The organism is Pseudomonas cichorii (assembly GCF_018343775.1).
Classification (GTDB): domain Bacteria; phylum Pseudomonadota; class Gammaproteobacteria; order Pseudomonadales; family Pseudomonadaceae; genus Aquipseudomonas; species Aquipseudomonas cichorii.
This window is the reverse complement of the sequence record NZ_CP074349.1, coordinates 5,105,261-5,122,614: the sequence shown is the minus strand read 5'-3', so window position 1 is coordinate 5,122,614 and position 17,354 is coordinate 5,105,261. Positions and strand designations below refer to the sequence as shown.

Here is a 17,354-nt window from a genome sequence, read left to right as displayed (position 1 = left end):
GTAAACTTGAACGCCGCTACTGACTGATAGCGGCGTTTTTGTATCTCGAATCCGTATTAAGAAAATTCTCTGGCTAAGGTTGGAAGATGATGCGCAGCAAAGTGACGGGTGCCCAGCGCTGGGTCGTGAAGATCGGCAGTGCCCTGCTGACGGCGGATGGCAAAGGCCTGGATCGTTCGGCCATGGGGGTGTGGGTTGAGCAGATGGTGGCGCTGCATGAAGCGGGCGTCGAGCTGGTGCTGGTTTCTTCCGGGGCTGTTGCTGCCGGCATGAGTCGCCTGGGCTGGTCTGTGCGACCCAGTGCCATGCATGAGCTTCAGGCGGCTGCTGCCATCGGTCAGATGGGGTTGGTGCAGGCCTGGGAGTCGAGCTTTGCCGAGCATGACCGGCATACCGCGCAGATTCTTCTGACTCACGACGATCTGTCCGATCGCAAGCGCTATCTGAACGCTCGCAGCACCCTGCGCACGCTGGTCGAGCTGGGTGTTGTGCCGGTCATCAACGAAAACGACACGGTTGTGACTGACGAAATCCGTTTTGGTGACAACGACACGCTGGCCGCTCTGGTGGCCAACCTGGTCGAGGCTGATCTGCTGGTGATCCTGACGGATCGCGATGGCATGTTCGATGCCGATCCGCGCAACAATCCCGAGGCTCAGCTTATTTATGAGGCGCGTGCCGACGATCCGGCGCTGGATGCGGTGGCTGGCGGCACGGGAGGTGCGCTTGGGCGTGGTGGCATGCAGACCAAGCTGCGTGCGGCGCGTCTGGCGGCTCGTTCCGGGGCGCATACGGTGATTGTGGGTGGTCGTATCGATCGCGTGCTGGCGCGCCTCAAGGCGGGTGAGCAGTTGGGTACATTGCTGTCGCCTGAGCGTGAAATGCTCGCGGCCCGCAAGCAGTGGCTGGCCGGTCATCTGCAGACTCGTGGCACGCTGGTGCTGGATGGTGGTGCGGTGGCTGCTCTGGTCAAGGATCACAAGAGTCTGTTGCCTGTGGGTGTGAAGGTGGTGCAGGGCAGCTTCCGTCGTGGTGAGATGGTTGTGTGCGTTGCGCCTGATGGTCGGGAAATCGCTCGCGGCCTGAGTAACTACAGTGCTGTCGAAGCGCAGAAGATTATCGGTCAGTCATCCGATGCCATCGTGCGCGAGCTGGGTTACATGGCCGAGCCTGAGCTGATTCATCGGGATAACCTGATTCTCGTTTGATGCGGGCCATCACAAAGGAAGGTTCGATGCGAGTCATGAAAGCGGTTTTTGCGGCATTGCTGGTCGTGCCTGCCTTGGCGGCGGCTGAAGAGATTGGTCAGGTGTCGACGGTATTCAAGTTTGTCGGCCCCAATGACCGGATCGTGGTCGAGGCTTTTGATGATCCCAAGGTAGAGGGTGTGACCTGCTATCTGTCCCGCGCCAAGACGGGCGGGGTGAAGGGTGGTCTTGGCTTGGCCGAGGATCGTGCCGAGGCTTCGATTGCTTGTCGCCAGGTCGGGCCGATTCGTTTCCAGCCGCCGCTCAAGGACGGTGAGGAAGTATTCAAGGAGCGTACTTCGCTGGTTTTCAAGACCATGCAGGTGGTGCGCTTCCTGGATGAGAAGCGTAATACCCTGGTTTATCTGGTCTACAGCGACCGGATTATCGAGGGTAGCCCGCAGAATGCGGTGACCGCGATTCCAATCCTGCCGTGGCCGCATGCAGCTACGCCATGATTTGATGATTCTGTGGGGGTGAATGGGGGTTGTCCGATTCGCTCCCATGTCCTGTGCAATATTGCAGGCAATAAAAAACCGACCCTTGGGTCGGTTTTTCAACAAGCAGATCGCTTAGGCGGCAGCAGCAAGGTTCAGAGCCTTGATGTGACCGTTCAGGCGGCCTTTATGGCGAGCAGCTTTGTTCTTGTGGATGATGCCTTTATCGGCCATACGGTCGATAACAGGAACAGCCAGAACGTAAGCGGCTTGCGCTTTTTCTGCGTCTTTTGCGTCGATGGCTTTGACCACATTCTTGATGTAGGTACGAACCATGGAACGCAGGCTGGCGTTGTGGCTGCGACGCTTCTCAGCCTGTTTTGCACGTTTTTTGGCGGAAGGTGTGTTGGCCACCGTCGAGCTCCTCGAAAGACTTTTATGAAATAGCTAACAAAATAGGCCGCGAATCATGCCGATGAGTTTGTCACTTGTCAAGGGCAGTTGAGGTGTTCCGCTGAGTGGTCGCTATCTGAACCCGGATATTTATTTCCGGCGTACGACCTGTAAACTCGCGGACTTTCGCTCCGGGCTTTTTGCGGCGCGAAGTATCGCATAAATGAAGGCCTGAGCGCCTATCCTTTAGCCAGGGCATAACACTCTTTCAATGAATCTACTCAAGTCATTAGCTGCCGTCAGCTCTATCACCATGCTTTCCCGGGTGCTGGGCTTCATTCGCGATACCATCATTGCCCGTACGTTCGGGGCCGGGATGGCGACGGATGCCTTCTTCATTGCCTTCAAGCTGCCGAACCTGCTGCGCAGGATCTTTGCCGAAGGGGCCTTTTCCCAGGCCTTCGTGCCGATCCTTGCCGAATATAAAAGCCAGCAGGGCGAGGAGGCGACCCGCACCTTCGTGGCGTATGTCACGGGGCTGCTCACGCTGGCGCTGGCGCTGGTCACCTTGCTGGGCGTCATCTTCGCGCCCTGGGTAATCTGGGCCACGGCGCCGGGTTTTGTCGACTCGCCTGAAAAGTTCGCCCTGACCGCGGACCTGCTGCGGGTGACCTTTCCTTATATATTGCTGATTTCCCTGTCATCCATGGCCGGTGCGATCCTCAATACCTGGAACCGTTTTTCCGTGCCAGCCTTCGTGCCGACGCTGCTCAACGTCAGCATGATTTTCTTCGCCCTGTTCCTGACGCCTTATTTCGATCCGCCGGTCATGGCGCTCGGGTGGGCGGTGCTGGCGGGTGGTTTGCTGCAGTTGCTCTATCAACTGCCGCACCTGAAAAAAATCGGCATGCTGGTCCTGCCGCGTCTGAATCTGCGGGACACGGGTGTATGGCGTGTGATGAAGCAGATGTTGCCTGCCATCCTTGGCGTTTCCGTCAGTCAGATATCTCTGATTATCAACACGATATTTGCCTCGTTCCTCGTCGCAGGTTCCGTCTCGTGGATGTACTATGCCGACCGCCTGATGGAGCTGCCTTCCGGGGTGCTGGGTGTAGCGTTGGGGACGATTCTGTTGCCGATCCTGTCCAAGACCTATGCCAACAAGGATCGTCAGGAGTATTCGCGGATTCTCGACTGGGGCTTGCGCCTTTGCTTTTTGCTGGTTCTGCCTTGCACGCTGGCGCTGGGCCTGCTGGCTGAGCCGTTGACTGTTTCCCTGTTCCAGTACGGCAAGTTCGATGCGGTGGATGCAGTCATGACCCAGCGTGCGCTGATAGCTTATTCGGTGGGGTTGCTGGGAATCATCCTGATCAAGGTGCTGGCTCCCGGCTTTTATGCCCAGCAGAATATCCGTACGCCGGTTAAAATCGCGATCTTTACCCTTATCGTTACCCAGTTGCTCAATCTGGCGTTTATCGTGCCGTTGCAGCATGCGGGTCTGGCCCTGGCCATCAGTGTGGGGGCGTGTATCAATGCCGGTCTGCTGTTCTGGCAGTTGCGCAAGCAGGGTCTGTTTCAGCCGCAGCCTGGCTGGGCGAAGTTTCTGTTCAAGCTGATTCTGGCTGTTTCGGTCATGTCGGCAGTGCTGCTGGGGCTGATGCATGTGATGCCGGCCTGGAGCGAAGGGCAGATGCTTGAGCGGTTCGTACGCCTGGGGGCGCTGGTCGCGGCGGGTGTGGTGGTTTATTTCGGTATGCTGCTGCTGTTGGGTTTTCGCCTGCGGCATTTCGCTCGCAAGGCAATCATGTAAACGTAGTTTGACGGGGTGGCTGTCGGATTTTTGCGTTGCGGTCCGACCGCTGTTGTCTGGTCTGGGCGTGTTGCCTGTCGCCCGGGGCCGTGTGTGGTTATAATCGGCCACTTTATGAGCAAGAAGTGCGTTATGCAGCTGGTTAGAGGCCTCCACAACCTGCACCCCTCGCATCGGGGCTGCGTCGCCACGATTGGCAACTTTGACGGTGTCCACCGCGGTCATCAGGCGATCCTGATGCGTCTGCGCGAGCGCGCTGTCGAGTTGGGCGTGCCCACTTGCGTGGTCATTTTCGAGCCGCAGCCACGGGAATTCTTCGCTCCTGACACCGCGCCAGCACGTCTGGCCCGGCTGCGTGACAAGCTTGAACTGCTGAGCGCCGAGGGTGTTGACCGGGTCTTGTGCCTGTCTTTCAACCAGCGTCTGAGCAAACTCAGTGCCGCCAGCTTCGTCGAGACCATTCTGGTCGACGGGCTGGGCGTGCAGCATCTTGAGGTAGGCGACGATTTCCGATTCGGTTGCGACCGCATCGGCGACTTCGACTTCCTGCAACAAGCAGGTAATACTCATGGTTTTACCGTAGAGGCGGCGCAGACCGTTGAGATCGATGGTGTCCGGGTCAGCAGTACCAAGGTGCGTAATGCCCTGGCTGTCGCGGATTTTGCCCTGGCCGAGCATTTGCTCGGTCGCCCGTTCCAGATTACCGGACGGGTTCTGCATGGCCAGAAGCTAGCACGCCAGTTGGGTACGCCCACGGCCAATGTGCAACTCAAGCGTCGTCGTGTGCCGTTGAGCGGGGTTTACCTGGTCAGCACGAACATCGATGGCAAGGCCTGGCCGGGAGTCGCCAATATCGGCGTGCGTCCGACCGTGGCAGGTGATGGCAGTGCCCACCTTGAGGTTCATCTTCTGGATTTTGCCGGTGATATCTATGGCCGGCGTTTGACGGTGGCTTTCCACCACAAGCTGCGCGATGAGCAGCGTTTCGCCTCACTGGAGGCGCTCAAGACGGCGATCAATGCGGACGTCGCCGCCGCCCGTGCCCATTGGCATGGCCAACCGCTAACCAAGAGCCTGAAATGACCGATTATAAAGCCACGCTAAACCTTCCGGACACCGCCTTCCCGATGAAGGCCGGCCTGCCCCAGCGCGAGCCGCAAACTCTGCAGCGCTGGGACAGCATTGGCCTGTACCAGAAGCTGCGCGAGATTGGCAAGGATCGTCCAAAGTTCGTCCTGCACGACGGTCCTCCCTACGCCAACGGCAATATTCACATCGGTCACGCCGTCAACAAGATCCTCAAGGACATGATCGTGCGCTCCAAGACCCTGTCGGGCTTCGATGCGCCTTATGTGCCGGGCTGGGACTGCCATGGCTTGCCGATCGAGCACAAAGTCGAAGTCACCCACGGCAAGAACCTGTCCGCCGACAAGACCCGTGAGCTGTGCCGCGCCTATGCTGCCGAGCAGGTCGAAGGCCAGAAGGCCGAGTTCATTCGCCTGGGCGTGCTGGGCGACTGGGACAATCCGTACCTCACCATGAACTTCGCTAACGAAGCCGGTGAAATCCGTGCGCTGGCCGAAATGGTCAAGGGCGGTTTCGTGTTCAAGGGCCTCAAGCCCGTGAACTGGTGCTTCGATTGCGGTTCGGCCCTGGCTGAGGCGGAAGTCGAATATCAGGACAAGAAATCCACTACCCTCGACGTGGCATTCCCTGTTGCCGATGACGCGAAACTGGCTGCGGCATTTGGCCTCGATTCGCTGAGCAAACCTGCTGCCATCGTGATCTGGACCACGACATCGTGGACCATTCCTGCCAACCAGGCGCTGAACGTTCATCCAGAGTTCGAGTATGCGCTGGTTGATGTCGGTGACAGACTGCTGGTTCTGGCCTCGGAGCTGGTTGAAAGCTGCCTGACCCGCTACAACCTGCAAGGCACCGTTATTGCTACTACGACGGGCACCGCGCTTGAGCTGATCAACTTCCGTCACCCGTTCTATGACCGCTTGTCGCCCGTCTATCTGGCCGAGTATGTCGAGCTGAGCGCTGGCACCGGTGTTGTGCATTGCTCGCCTGCTTACGGCGTCGACGACTTTGTCATCAGCAAAAGCTACGGCGTGACCAACGATGACATCATCAGCCCGGTGCAGAGCAACGGCGTGTATGTCGAGTCCCTGGAGTTCTTCGGTGGCCAGTTCATCTTCAAGGCCAACCAGAACATCATCGACAAGCTGGCTGAGGTCGGTAGCTTGTTGCACACCGAAACCATCAGCCACAGTTACATGCACTGCTGGCGTCACAAGTCGCCGCTGATCTACCGCGCCACCGCCCAGTGGTTCGTAGGCATGGACAAGCAGCCTGAGACGGGCGAGACCCTGCGCAAGCGTGCGGTCAAAGCCATCGAAGACACCCAATTCGTTCCGGCCTGGGGGCAGGCGCGTCTGCACTCCATGATCGCCAACCGTCCTGACTGGTGCATCTCCCGTCAGCGCAACTGGGGCGTGCCGATCCCGTTCTTCCTGCACAAGGAAAGCGGCGAGCTGCATCCGCGCACCGTCGAGCTGATGGAAGAAGTCGCTCAGCGCGTCGAGAAAGAGGGCATCGAAGCCTGGTTCAAGCTGGACGCTGCCGAGTTGCTGGGTGATGAAGCGCCCAAATACGACAAGATCTCCGACACACTGGACGTCTGGTTCGATTCCGGCACCACTCACTGGCACGTATTGCGCGGCTCGCACTCCATGGGCCACGAAACAGGCCCGCGTGCGGACCTGTATCTGGAAGGTTCCGACCAGCATCGTGGCTGGTTCCATTCCTCGCTGCTGACTGGCTGTGCCATCGACGATCACGCTCCGTACCGTGAGCTGTTGACCCACGGTTTCACCGTTGACGAAAACGGCCGCAAGATGTCCAAGTCGCTGGGCAATGTCATCGCGCCGCAGAAGGTCAACGATACGTTGGGTGCAGACATCATGCGTCTGTGGGTTTCGGCCACTGACTATTCCGGTGAAATGGCGGTTTCCGATCAGATCCTGCAGCGCAGCGCAGACGCCTACCGGCGGATCCGCAACACTGCACGCTTCCTGCTCTCGAACCTGTCCGGTTTCAATCCGGCCACCGACCTGCTGCCAACTGAAGAAATGCTGGCGCTGGACCGCTGGGCCGTGGACCGTACTCTGCTGCTGCAACGCGAGCTGCAAGAGAACTACAGCGAATACCGCTTCTGGAACGTCTACTCGAAGGTCCACAACTTCTGCGTGCAGGAGCTGGGTGGCTTCTATCTGGACATCATCAAGGACCGTCAGTACACCACGGCCCCTGACAGCAAGGCGCGTCGCTCTTGCCAGACCGCGTTGTTCCATATCTCCGAAGCACTGGTACGCTGGATCGCACCGATCCTGGCGTTCACTGCCGACGAGCTGTGGCAGTTCCTGCCGGGCGAGCGTAACGAATCCGTGATGCTCAACACCTGGTACGAAGGCCTGAGCGAAATGCCTGAAGGTTTCGAGCTGGACCGCGCCTACTGGGAGCGGATCATGGCGGTGAAGGCTTCGGTCAACAAGGAAATGGAAAACCTGCGCGCTGCCAAGGCCATCGGCGGCAACCTGCAGGCTGAAGTGACCCTGTACGCTGAAGATTCGCTGGTTGCCGACCTGTCGAAGCTCAGCAACGAACTGCGTTTCGTCCTGATCACATCCACCGCGACTGTCGCGCCTTTGCTGTCGGCACCGGCCGATGCGGTGGTGACCGAGGTTGCTGGCCTGAAGCTGAAAGTGGTCAAGTCCGGTCACGCGAAGTGCGCCCGTTGCTGGCACCACCGTGAAGACGTTGGCGTGAACCCTGAGCATCCTGAAATCTGCGGTCGCTGTGTGGATAACATCAGCGGCGCTGGCGAGGTGCGTCACTATGCCTAATCCAGGCGCTGCAGGCCGTTTTGGCCGTTTGAGCTGGTTATGGTTGAGCCTGCTGGTCCTGATCGTCGATCAGGCCAGCAAGTATTACTTCGAGAACCGGCTGGAGATGTACGACCAGATCGTTATCATCCCCGATTACTTCAGTTGGACCCTGGCCTATAACACCGGGGCTGCCTTCAGTTTTCTGGCCGATGGTGCCGGTTGGCAGCGCTGGTTGTTTGCCCTGATTGCGATTGTCGTGAGTGCAGTGCTGGTCGTGTGGCTCAAGCGTCTTGGCCGTGATGACACCTGGCTGGCAATTGCCCTGGCATTGGTCCTGGGGGGCGCTATCGGCAATCTCTATGACCGTGTCGTGCTTGGCCATGTCATCGACTTCATTCTGGTGCACTGGCAAAACCGTTGGTACTTCCCGGCCTTCAACGTAGCCGACAGCGCAATCAGCGTCGGCGCCGTCATGCTGGCTGTGGATATGTTCAAGAGCAAGAAAGAAGAGGAGCCTGCTCATGGCTGAACAGTCATCGACTCAAGGCGAGCTGCGCATCGGCCAGAACACGCAAGTCACCTTGCACTTCGCCCTGCATCTTGAAAACGGCGACACGGTAGACAGCACTTTCGACAAGGCACCGGCTACGTTCAAAGTGGGTGATGGTAATCTGTTGCCTGGTTTTGAAGCAGCCATCTTCGGCTTCAAGGCCGGCGACAGAAGAACCGTCCAGGTGCCGCCAGAGAATGCCTTTGGTCAGCCCAACCCGCAAAACGTGCAGATCATCCCGCGTTCGCAGTTCCAGGGCATGGAGCTGTCTGAAGGATTGCTGGTGATCTTCAACGATGCGGCCAATACTGAGCTGCCGGGTGTGGTGAAGAAATTCGACGATGAGCTGGTCACCGTCGATTTCAACCATCCCCTGGCTGGCAAGACACTAAACTTTGAAGTGCAAATCTTCGAGGTCAAGGCGATTCTGGCTTCCTGAGCCGGATATCAAGCCCGGCTTCGGCCGGGCTGCTCCGCACGTAAATACGAGGCACAGCATGCAAATCAAACTCGCCAACCCCCGCGGCTTCTGCGCTGGTGTGGACCGTGCGATCGAAATCGTCAATCGCGCTCTGGAAGTGTTTGGCCCGCCGATTTATGTGCGTCATGAAGTCGTTCACAACAAATTCGTCGTCGAAGACCTGCGCGCTCGTGGCGCGATCTTCGTTGAAGAGCTTGAACAGGTGCCGGACGATGTCATCGTCATCTTCAGCGCCCACGGTGTTTCCCAGGCGGTACGCGCCGAGGCAGCAGGCCGTGGCCTGAAGGTCTTCGATGCGACCTGTCCGCTGGTGACCAAGGTGCATATCGAAGTGGCCCGTTACAGCCGTGATGGCCGTGAGTGCATCCTGATTGGCCATGAAGGTCATCCGGAAGTCGAAGGCACCATGGGCCAGTACGACGCCAGCAATGGCGGTGCGATTTACCTGGTGGAAGACGAGGAAGACGTTGCCAACCTCCAGGTGCGCAACCCCGATGCCCTGGCTTTCGTGACCCAGACAACCTTGTCCATGGACGATACCAGTCGTGTCATCGATGCGCTGCGTTCGCGCTTCCCTGCCATTGGCGGGCCGCGCAAGGACGATATCTGCTATGCCACGCAAAACCGTCAGGATGCGGTCAAGCAACTGGCCGATGAGTGCGATGTGGTACTGGTGGTGGGCAGTCCCAACAGCTCCAACTCCAATCGTCTGCGTGAACTGGCCGAGCGCATGTCGACGCCGGCATACCTGATCGACGGTGCCGAAGATATGCAGCGCAGCTGGTTCGACGGTATCGAGCGTATCGGTATCACTGCGGGTGCTTCTGCGCCGGAAGTGCTGGTGCGCGGCGTGATCCAGCAATTGCAGGCCTGGGGTGCGACCGGTGCCGATGAACTGTCTGGCCGCGAAGAGAACATCACGTTCTCCGTTCCCAAGGAACTGCGGGTCAAGTCTCTGCCGTAAGGTCAGGCGCAGAGATCTGTCGGTATCTTGTCGTTCTCGACTCTGACTCTGCCGGTAATGGCCACTATCACGCGATAGTGGCTCACGGCCTCATCACGGACGCAGACGTGAAAGGTGCCGTTGGCAGCTTTCCTGAGGCCTCCCAGGCCGTTGAAGCTGATGTACTGCGCAATCTTGCTGTTGCCGATAATGCGCGTTTTTCCGTCGATGGCCCGTTCGACCAGCACGGTATCGTCATCATCCGGTCCGTTGCCTTTGGTGTCGGTAATGATTCGCCAACCGTTGCTCCAGTCTCCCTCAATGGCATACAGGGTCACCACCTGATTGCGGGTAATGGCTGCAACCCGTGCCGAGCGTATGCCGCCGGCCAGTTCCTGTGCCGCTACCTGCCTGCGATTGGCATCGATAAAGTCTGTAAACGGTGTGCTGGCAACATTGGCAAGAATGGCCACGAGGGCAACCACGATCAGTAGCTCGATTAATGTGAATCCTGCATGCTTCATTGCTTTTCCTCCCTGGAAAACCGTGTTCCAAATGCCATCCGGGCATTCGTCATCGCAAAACAACCGTATATCCTGCTAGAGATTTTCAGGCATCGCTGCTGCCTTATAGTCGTAACGTCTAGGAGACACCCAATGCGTTATATGTCCAAGGGCTTCAGCCTCATTGAATTGTTAGTCACTGTGTCTGTGGTGGCGATCGTGGCTGCGCTTGCCGTTCCGAGCTTTACCAGCACGATCCAGAACAACAAGGCGGATGCCGAGCTCAATGATTTGCAGCGGGCGCTCAACTATGCACGTCTTGAGGCGATAAACCGGGGGGTGACGGTACGTATCGCACCAACCAGCGGGGCGGACTGGAAGACCGAGCTACAGGTTTTTCTGGCTTCCGATACATCGGCCACCCCGACTGCGTTGCGCAAGGTTGCGCGCCTGAGCAGCGGAGCAACCCTGACGGCGACTGACGTCACCGGGATCGAATTCAATAATCTGGGCGCCTTGTCTACGCCCACCACTGCGGTGGTGATGAACTACACGCGAGGCTCGATTGCCAGGACCATGAATATTTGTCTGACGGGCCGGATCATTCTGGGTGGAAGTTGCTGATGCTAAATGAAGTGCGACGTCGCCAGACGGGCATGACGCTGATCGAGGTGCTGGTTTCGGTCCTGATACTTGCCATCGGCCTGCTGGGTGCCGCCGCGATTCAGCTCAACGCTCTCAAGTACACCGACAGTTCCACCATGACCAGCCAGGCAAGCTTCATTGCCTACGACATGATGGATCGTATTCGTGCGAATGTGGATGGCAATGCGGTCGCCAACGGCACCACCAACGTACTGGCGACGTATGCCCTGGCCAATCTGGCCTCGGCTCCGCCGACAGGGAATCCGACCCGGGCCCGGGATCAGGACCTTTACGATTTCAAGACCAACATCGCCACTTTTGCCGGCTCCACGGCCACAGCCAGCATCGATGTCAGCGGCGCGCCGGCCGTCACCATCACCATTACCTGGGACGATACGCGGGCGGCGGGGGCCAGCACCGTTGCATCCGGTGGTACTGCGGCCGATAGCACCCTGCAGACCTTTACCCTGACCTCGCGTATCGGGGTGAACCTATGAAGAAGTCATCCAGAGGCTTTGGCCTGATCGAAATCATGGTGGCGCTGGTGTTGGGGCTGGTGGTCAGCATGGGCATCATCCAGATATTCAGCGCCTCCCGAGGCACCTTCCTGACCCAGAATGCCTCGGCCCGCATGCAGGAAGATGCGCGTTTCGTGCTGAGCAAACTGATGCAGGAAATCCGAATGACCGGGATGTATGGCTGTCTGGGGTTCAGCAACTATGTGCCGACTGCACCTGCCATTGCATGGCCTGCTGCGCTGGATAACCCCATCCTGTGGGATAACGCCAATAAAACCCTGACTCTGGTGACCTCCGATATCGGCACCACCGGCAGCTCACCGACCTGGACGATAGTCTCCGACTGCCAGACCTCTACCCAGCTTTATGCCGGGGCAAGAGCGCCTGCGGCAGGGCAAACCGCGTTCCCGATGCGTCAGTTGGTCTACACCCTTACCGGCCAGAACCTGACCATCAAATACGGCACAGGCGGGACTGCGCAGCCGTTGCTGCAAAACGTCAGTGCCTTCGATGTTTCCTTTGGTATAGCGGGTAACCCCATGACCTATACCTCGACGATCTCGGCTGCCAATGCGCCCGATATACGCAGCGTTCGTATCAGTCTGACCCTGCAAGATCCGGATGGTCGTGTCAGAAACCAGCAATACAATGTGGTTGCCTACCTGCGTAATCGCTTTTGAAAGGGCCGTATGCAATGAATACAAAGCGGTTTTGCATCATGCCGGCATTCCCGGCCCGACAATCCGGAATGGTATTGCTGGTCAGCCTGGTATTTCTGTTGCTGCTGACATTGTTGGGGATTTCCTCCATGCAGAATGCCACCTTGCAGGAGAAGATGGCGGGCAGTGTGGGCTTGCGCAATCAGTCCTTTCAGAGAGCCGAAGCTGCATTGCGACTGGGCGAGTCGTCCATCCGGGTTGTGGGTTTCACCATGGCCAAATGCACCAATAACACAACCTGCGCCCCGCCTGCCGAATCCACCACGCTTACTGCTGCCGGTACAAATGGCACATCCGGGGTGAGCTGGGTTGCAGCAGCGGGAGGTGGTTTTTATGGCATCCAGAATCTTGGCACCACGGCAACACCCATAAAACGCCCGCCTACCTGTGCAGGCACCGTTACGCTTTACCGTGTCACGTCAGTCGCCATCCTGGGCACATCGAGAACGGTGCTGGAGAGTATTTATGCCAATTGCTAAGACACTTCGGCGCGGGTTGAAGTATGCGTATGGTGCCTTGGCAGCGCTTTATCTGTCTGCGCCGGTTTATGCGTTCACACCTTCACAAGTACCGTTGCTGAGTGCTTCTGCCGTTACGCCCAATGTCATGTTGCAGGTGGATAACTCCGGCAGTATGGATACGATCATTTTTGCCTCGGGGTTCAATGCGTCGGCGTCGTGGCCTGTTATTTATGAGTCTCAATCCAATTGTTTTTTATTTATTTGTGGTTCTTATTCAAGGGGGGCACAAATCAATACGGGGGATTCCGATTATGTAACTGTGGGTAGCCTGAGTACTGATGGGTGTAACAGTGGTTATGGTTTTTACAGGAATGCTTCTTCGGTGACCTGTATCTCATTGCCTGACCCTGCAAGGTCCGGTAATACACGTTATCCCGGTGCTTATCTGTCTTATCTGGTTTCCGAAGTCAATGCTGGCCGCAGTGTGGCGAATATACCGACCGAAAGCCGTTTGACCTCTGCCATTTCTGTTGCATTGGGACTGGTCGATGCCAACCGGTCATTGCGTATCGGGTTGGCGACTTATAATCCCCCCAACAATAACGACAGAGGACCGGGTGGTAATATCAAGCAGGCGGTGAGTGACTTATCGCCTGTTCCGGCCACGACTTATCAGGCAGGCGTTACTCAGGCGACTGCCGATACAAACTACAGGAATCTGCGAGCTGCGATTTCGGCGTTGACTGCAGAGGCCAACACGCCCCTTGCTGAAACCTATTATCAGGTGACTCGTTATTTTCGCGGGCTTACTCCTTTTCCGGCATACACCAATTCCCCGACAACCTTTACAAGCCCCATTCAATATCGTTGCCAGAAGAACTACGGTGTTGTATTGACGGATGGTCTACCTACGTACGACAAGAACTTTCCCACCAATGATGTAGATGATCCCAATCGTTACTTGCCCAATTGGGATCGTGTCAACAATGATGGCCCGAATACCAATGAGGCCAATGAAGGGGATACGCTCTATCTGGACGATATTGCCAAGTTCGCCTATGACATTGACATGCGCAAAGACTCCACTTCCCCGGGCGGCGATCTGACGGGTAGAAGTTGGGACAATGCCGGTTTCCCGAGGCAGAACCTGAGCACATACACGATCGGCTTCACGCTCGATAACCAGATGCTTATCGATGCCGCAGACGATAATCATGGACGTGCCAAATACTTCCAGGCCAACGACAGTGCCGGTCTGAATACCGCATTGAACCTTGCGCTTACTGACATCTACGCCAAGGCAGGCTCCGGCGGTGGTGGCGTATCAAGTTCATCGACCCTCCAGGCCGGAACACAGTTTTACCAGACGCTCTACGACCCGACCGACTGGCACGGTACCGTCAGGGCCTTCAATCTGAATGCCACGACCGGAGCCTTGAGTGCTCCGGTCTGGACGACGGACAGCACGATTGTCAGCAGTTCTACTGCACCTGTTTTCGAGTCATGGAACACGGGGACTACAGGGACTGCATCCGCGAGAATTACACTGGACTTCCTCAATTTCAGTCCGGCACAGCAGCTTGCATTCACGACCACACTGCCTACAGGCGTGACGGGGCCAGAGGTGATTGCCTGGGCCAAGGGCACTGCGAACGCCAAGTTGCGCACGCGCACCAGGCTGCTCGGCGATATCATCAACTCTACGCTGGGCGCGGGGTTGCCCACTGAAAAGACAGCTGCCGATCTGGTTGGCGATACCAGTTACACCACCTACCTGGCCAACAAGAACAGCAACATGACCTACAGCCTTCTGGCCAATGCTAACGATGGCTTCTTCAATGTCATCAATGCTAGTAACGGGGTGCGGCGATACGCCTATATGCCTTCCACGTCGCTGGCGTCTCTGGCGACCATCTCTTCAACCAACTACGGTTCCGGGGTGCACAAGTTCACGGTTGATGGGCAGATTGCGGTTTTCGATACTCAATTATCCGCTGGCTCGGCATGGCGTACAGTCGCTTTCTCCGGTCTGGGGGCGGGGGGCAAGGCGTTCTTTGCGATCAAACTGTTTGAAGGGACCAGCAATACCCCCGAGGCAATGTGGGAGGTCAAGGCACCGGACACCTCCGACACCAATAACAGGTTCAATAACCTGGGTTATACCTACTCCAAGCCTGATGTAGCGCGTATGGCCGACGGGACCGGCATCATGGTGGTGGGCAATGGCTATGGCAGTTTTACAGGCCGGGCGTCGCTGTTCGTGCTGAATGCCAATACAGGCGCATTCATTGCGGAAATCCAGACACCGCTTGTCGTCAGTGGTGAGACTGATAACGGCCTGTCCTCGGTCAAGCTGCGGGTCAATTCGCAGAACGTCGTTCAGGCTGCTTATGCCGGGGACCTCAAGGGGCGTATGTGGAAGTTCGACATGAGTGGTGCGGCGGCTTCCAGCTGGAGGGTCGCTTTCAATGGTTCGCCGTTGTTCACTGCGCCAAGGGGAGCCAACCAGCCGATTACTGTACAGCCGCTGTTAATCGATCACCCGCTCAACGGCAAGCTTGTGTATTTCGGTACCGGTAAATTCAGTGAAACCACTGACAAGCAGACCAGCGCCTTGCAGGACTTTTACGCCATCTGGGATGGTGACGCCGGGTCAGGCAATATTGTTGAAGCCAACCTGCAGGCCCAGGCGGTCAATGGTTCGGTGACCGGCAATGGCAATACTTACTTCACTTCCACTACCAACGATGTGGACTGGGCCACCAAGAAGGGCTGGTACATGCCACTGGCAACCGCTGCGCCTTACTTGGGCGAAAGGATTATCTATCCTGCACAGACCTCTCGTGGCCGTATCATTTTCACCACGGCCTCGGTGAACTCCACCGACCCGTGTGAAAGTACCGGTACCGGGCGTCTGTTCGAGCTGGATGCCGCCACCGGCAGCATGCTCAATTATCAGGTGCTCGATACCAACGGCGACAATGACATTACCGCTGCCGACACCCTCGTTGCCGGCCTTGGGATCGGTACGGGGATTCCGGTGGTCGCTTCCATCGTGGCAGGCACCAACGGCAACAACGACAACAAATACCTGATCGACTCCAGTGGCGGAACGCCAGTCAAGCTGCTGGAAAAGGGCGGGAGTGCCAACGTCTTCCAGCGCATCATGTGGCGACAAATCCAGTAGGGAAGGTGATTCATGCGAGCAGTATCCAGAGGCTTTACCTTGATCGAACTCATGATCGTCGTGGCGATTGTCGGTATTCTGGCGGCCGTTGCTTACCCCAGTTATGTCGAATACACGAAGCGTACTCAGCGTTCGGCCATTGCCAGCCTGCTTTCGGAGCAGACCCAGGCCCTTGAGCGTTTCTTTTCAAGAAATGGCACCTACGTCGGAGCGCAAGGTTTGAGTGGCGGCAATAGTTATTACAACATTGGCCCGGTCCTCACCGCCACAGGCTTCACCTTGACCGCTACCCCAACCGGCTCGCTCATGAGTGGTGACAAATGCGGCAGTTTTGTCATCACGAACACCGGGGCAATCAGCAATACAGGCGCCACCAGCGGCGTGACAACCAAGGACTGCTGGGGGCGTTAACTCCTTTTTTCTTTGCCTAGAGACCAAAATGCACAAGCAACATGTAGTGATCGTCGGTGGTGGTGTTATCGGGTTGTTGACTGCCTTCAACCTTGCCGCCGAAGTGGCCAGTGTCGTGTTGCTTGATCGCTCCGGCGTCGGTCAGGAGTCTTCATGGGCGGGTGGCGGGATCGTGTCGCCACTCTATCCATGGCGCTACAGCCCGGCAGTTACCGCCCTGGCTCACTGGTCCCAGGACTTCTACCCGCATCTGGCCGAACGCCTGTTTGCTCGTACGGGCGTTGATCCTGAAGTTCACAAGACAGGTCTGTACTGGCTGGACCTGGACGATGAGCAGCAAGCCCTGAATTGGGCGGCCCGCGAGCAACGACCGCTGAGCAGTGTCGATGTGTCGGCTGTTCACGATGCGGTGCCGGCGTTGGGGCAGGGTTACTCAAGGGCCATTTACATGGCCGATGTGGCCAATGTGCGTAATCCTCGTCTGGTGAAATCCCTCAAGGCGGCGTTGCTGGCTTTGCCCAATGTCGAGATTCGCGAGCAGTGCGAAGTCAGCGGGTTTGTTCGCGAGGGCAATATTGTTCGGGGTGTCTGCACGCCAACGGGCGATATTCTGGGCGACCGTGTCGTGCTGGCGGCGGGAGCGTGGAGCGGTGAGTTGCTCAAGACCCTGGGCCTGGAATTACCCGTCGAGCCGGTCAAGGGCCAGATGATTCTCTACAAGTGCGCGTCCGACTTCCTGTCGAGCATGGTGCTGGCCAAGGGACGTTACGCCATCCCGCGTCGTGATGGTCATATCTTGATCGGTAGCACGCTGGAGCACGAAGGCTTCGACAAGACGCCGACCACGGCTGCGCTGGAAAGCCTCAAGGCTTCGGCCATCGAATTGATTCCCGAACTGGCCAATGCCGAGCCCGTTGCCCAGTGGGCAGGGCTGCGTCCCGGTTCGCCCGAAGGCATTCCCTTTATCGGCCCGCTGGAGGATTTCGAGGGGCTGTGGCTGAACTGTGGGCACTACCGCAACGGTCTGGTGCTGGCGCCTGCATCTTGCCAGTTGTTGACGGATCTGCTGCTGGGGCATGAGCCGATTATCGATCCGGCTCCTTATATACCGGTTTTTTCGCGAATGAATTCGCCACTATAAGAGCCAATTCATTCG

General features: G+C 57.6%; 17 protein-coding genes. 15 read left to right on the top strand and 2 right to left on the bottom strand.

What is annotated here, in order from left to right; all coding sequences use genetic code 11:
• The first annotated feature begins 89 nt into the window (after window positions 1–89).
• Together proB and KGD89_RS21770 are read left to right on the top strand one after the other, a co-directional pair.
• Window positions 90–1,208 carry a glutamate 5-kinase gene (gene proB / locus KGD89_RS21775; RefSeq protein ID WP_025261877.1) on the top strand — a complete coding sequence of 373 codons (1,119 nt, stop codon included), beginning with the start codon at window positions 90–92 and terminating at the stop codon, window positions 1,206–1,208.
• A gap of 26 nt (window positions 1,209–1,234) precedes the next feature.
• A complete protein-coding gene (locus KGD89_RS21770) occupies window positions 1,235–1,705 on the top strand; it encodes a CreA family protein (RefSeq protein ID WP_025261876.1) in 471 nt (156 codons plus the stop codon).
• Between the two features lie 114 nt (window positions 1,706–1,819).
• Here the strand turns inward: KGD89_RS21770 and rpsT are convergent, their stop codons facing one another.
• Window positions 1,820–2,098 carry a 30S ribosomal protein S20 gene (gene rpsT, locus KGD89_RS21765; RefSeq protein ID WP_003215870.1) on the bottom strand — a complete coding sequence of 93 codons (279 nt, stop codon included), beginning with the start codon at window positions 2,096–2,098 and terminating at the stop codon, window positions 1,820–1,822.
• Window positions 2,099–2,348: 250 nt separating this feature from the next.
• On the opposite strand from rpsT, the gene murJ reads away from it, so the two are divergent.
• From murJ to ispH, 6 genes are all read left to right on the top strand, one after another.
• Window positions 2,349–3,887 carry a murein biosynthesis integral membrane protein MurJ gene (gene murJ, locus KGD89_RS21760; RefSeq protein WP_025261875.1) on the top strand — a complete coding sequence of 513 codons (1,539 nt, stop codon included), beginning with the start codon at window positions 2,349–2,351 and terminating at the stop codon, window positions 3,885–3,887.
• A 132-nt stretch (window positions 3,888–4,019) separates the two neighbouring features.
• A complete protein-coding gene (gene ribF / locus KGD89_RS21755) occupies window positions 4,020–4,970 on the top strand; it encodes a bifunctional riboflavin kinase/FAD synthetase (protein WP_025261874.1) in 951 nt (316 codons plus the stop codon).
• Complete coding sequence (gene ileS / locus KGD89_RS21750) at window positions 4,967–7,798, top strand: isoleucine--tRNA ligase (protein WP_025261873.1); 2,832 nt, start codon at window positions 4,967–4,969, stop codon at window positions 7,796–7,798. Before ribF ends, ileS begins: the two co-directional genes overlap by 4 nt.
• Window positions 7,791–8,309 carry a signal peptidase II gene (lspA, locus tag KGD89_RS21745; protein WP_025261872.1) on the top strand — a complete coding sequence of 173 codons (519 nt, stop codon included), beginning with the start codon at window positions 7,791–7,793 and terminating at the stop codon, window positions 8,307–8,309. The genes ileS and lspA overlap by 8 nt, the downstream gene beginning before the upstream one ends.
• The gene (locus KGD89_RS21740; RefSeq protein WP_025261871.1) at window positions 8,302–8,769 is read left to right on the top strand and encodes an FKBP-type peptidyl-prolyl cis-trans isomerase; all 468 of its coding nucleotides are present in this window, start codon (window positions 8,302–8,304) and stop codon (window positions 8,767–8,769) included. Before lspA ends, KGD89_RS21740 begins: the two co-directional genes overlap by 8 nt.
• A gap of 58 nt (window positions 8,770–8,827) precedes the next feature.
• Window positions 8,828–9,775: a 4-hydroxy-3-methylbut-2-enyl diphosphate reductase gene (ispH, locus tag KGD89_RS21735; protein WP_025261870.1), complete on the top strand. Its 948-nt coding sequence runs from the start codon at window positions 8,828–8,830 to the stop codon at window positions 9,773–9,775.
• A gap of 2 nt (window positions 9,776–9,777) precedes the next feature.
• Here the strand turns inward: ispH and KGD89_RS21730 are convergent, their stop codons facing one another.
• Window positions 9,778–10,278 (bottom strand): GspH/FimT family pseudopilin, encoded by a 501-nt coding sequence (locus tag KGD89_RS21730; RefSeq protein WP_025261869.1) that lies wholly within the window; start codon window positions 10,276–10,278, stop codon window positions 9,778–9,780.
• Between the two features lie 132 nt (window positions 10,279–10,410).
• Between KGD89_RS21730 and KGD89_RS21725 the strand changes: the two genes are divergently transcribed.
• The 7 genes from KGD89_RS21725 to thiO are packed head-to-tail and all read left to right on the top strand — an operon-like array spanning window position 10,411 to window position 17,339.
• The gene (locus tag KGD89_RS21725; RefSeq protein WP_025261868.1) at window positions 10,411–10,881 is read left to right on the top strand and encodes a GspH/FimT family pseudopilin; all 471 of its coding nucleotides are present in this window, start codon (window positions 10,411–10,413) and stop codon (window positions 10,879–10,881) included.
• Window positions 10,881–11,399 carry a type IV pilus modification protein PilV gene (gene pilV / locus KGD89_RS21720; protein WP_025261867.1) on the top strand — a complete coding sequence of 173 codons (519 nt, stop codon included), beginning with the start codon at window positions 10,881–10,883 and terminating at the stop codon, window positions 11,397–11,399. Before KGD89_RS21725 ends, pilV begins: the two co-directional genes overlap by 1 nt.
• On the top strand, window positions 11,396–12,100 hold the full coding sequence (locus KGD89_RS21715) for a prepilin-type N-terminal cleavage/methylation domain-containing protein (protein ID WP_025261866.1): 705 nt from the start codon (window positions 11,396–11,398) through the stop codon (window positions 12,098–12,100). Before pilV ends, KGD89_RS21715 begins: the two co-directional genes overlap by 4 nt.
• A gap of 14 nt (window positions 12,101–12,114) precedes the next feature.
• Window positions 12,115–12,618 (top strand): pilus assembly PilX family protein, encoded by a 504-nt coding sequence (locus KGD89_RS21710; RefSeq protein WP_025261865.1) that lies wholly within the window; start codon window positions 12,115–12,117, stop codon window positions 12,616–12,618.
• The gene (locus KGD89_RS21705) at window positions 12,605–15,787 is read left to right on the top strand and encodes a pilus assembly protein (RefSeq protein WP_025261864.1); all 3,183 of its coding nucleotides are present in this window, start codon (window positions 12,605–12,607) and stop codon (window positions 15,785–15,787) included. Before KGD89_RS21710 ends, KGD89_RS21705 begins: the two co-directional genes overlap by 14 nt.
• A 12-nt stretch (window positions 15,788–15,799) precedes the next feature.
• The gene (locus tag KGD89_RS21700; RefSeq protein ID WP_038400035.1) at window positions 15,800–16,198 is read left to right on the top strand and encodes a type IV pilin protein; all 399 of its coding nucleotides are present in this window, start codon (window positions 15,800–15,802) and stop codon (window positions 16,196–16,198) included.
• A gap of 28 nt (window positions 16,199–16,226) precedes the next feature.
• Window positions 16,227–17,339, top strand: coding sequence for a glycine oxidase ThiO (thiO, locus tag KGD89_RS21695; RefSeq protein WP_025261862.1), 1,113 nt, complete (start codon window positions 16,227–16,229; stop codon window positions 17,337–17,339).
• Window positions 17,340–17,354 lie beyond the last annotated feature (15 nt).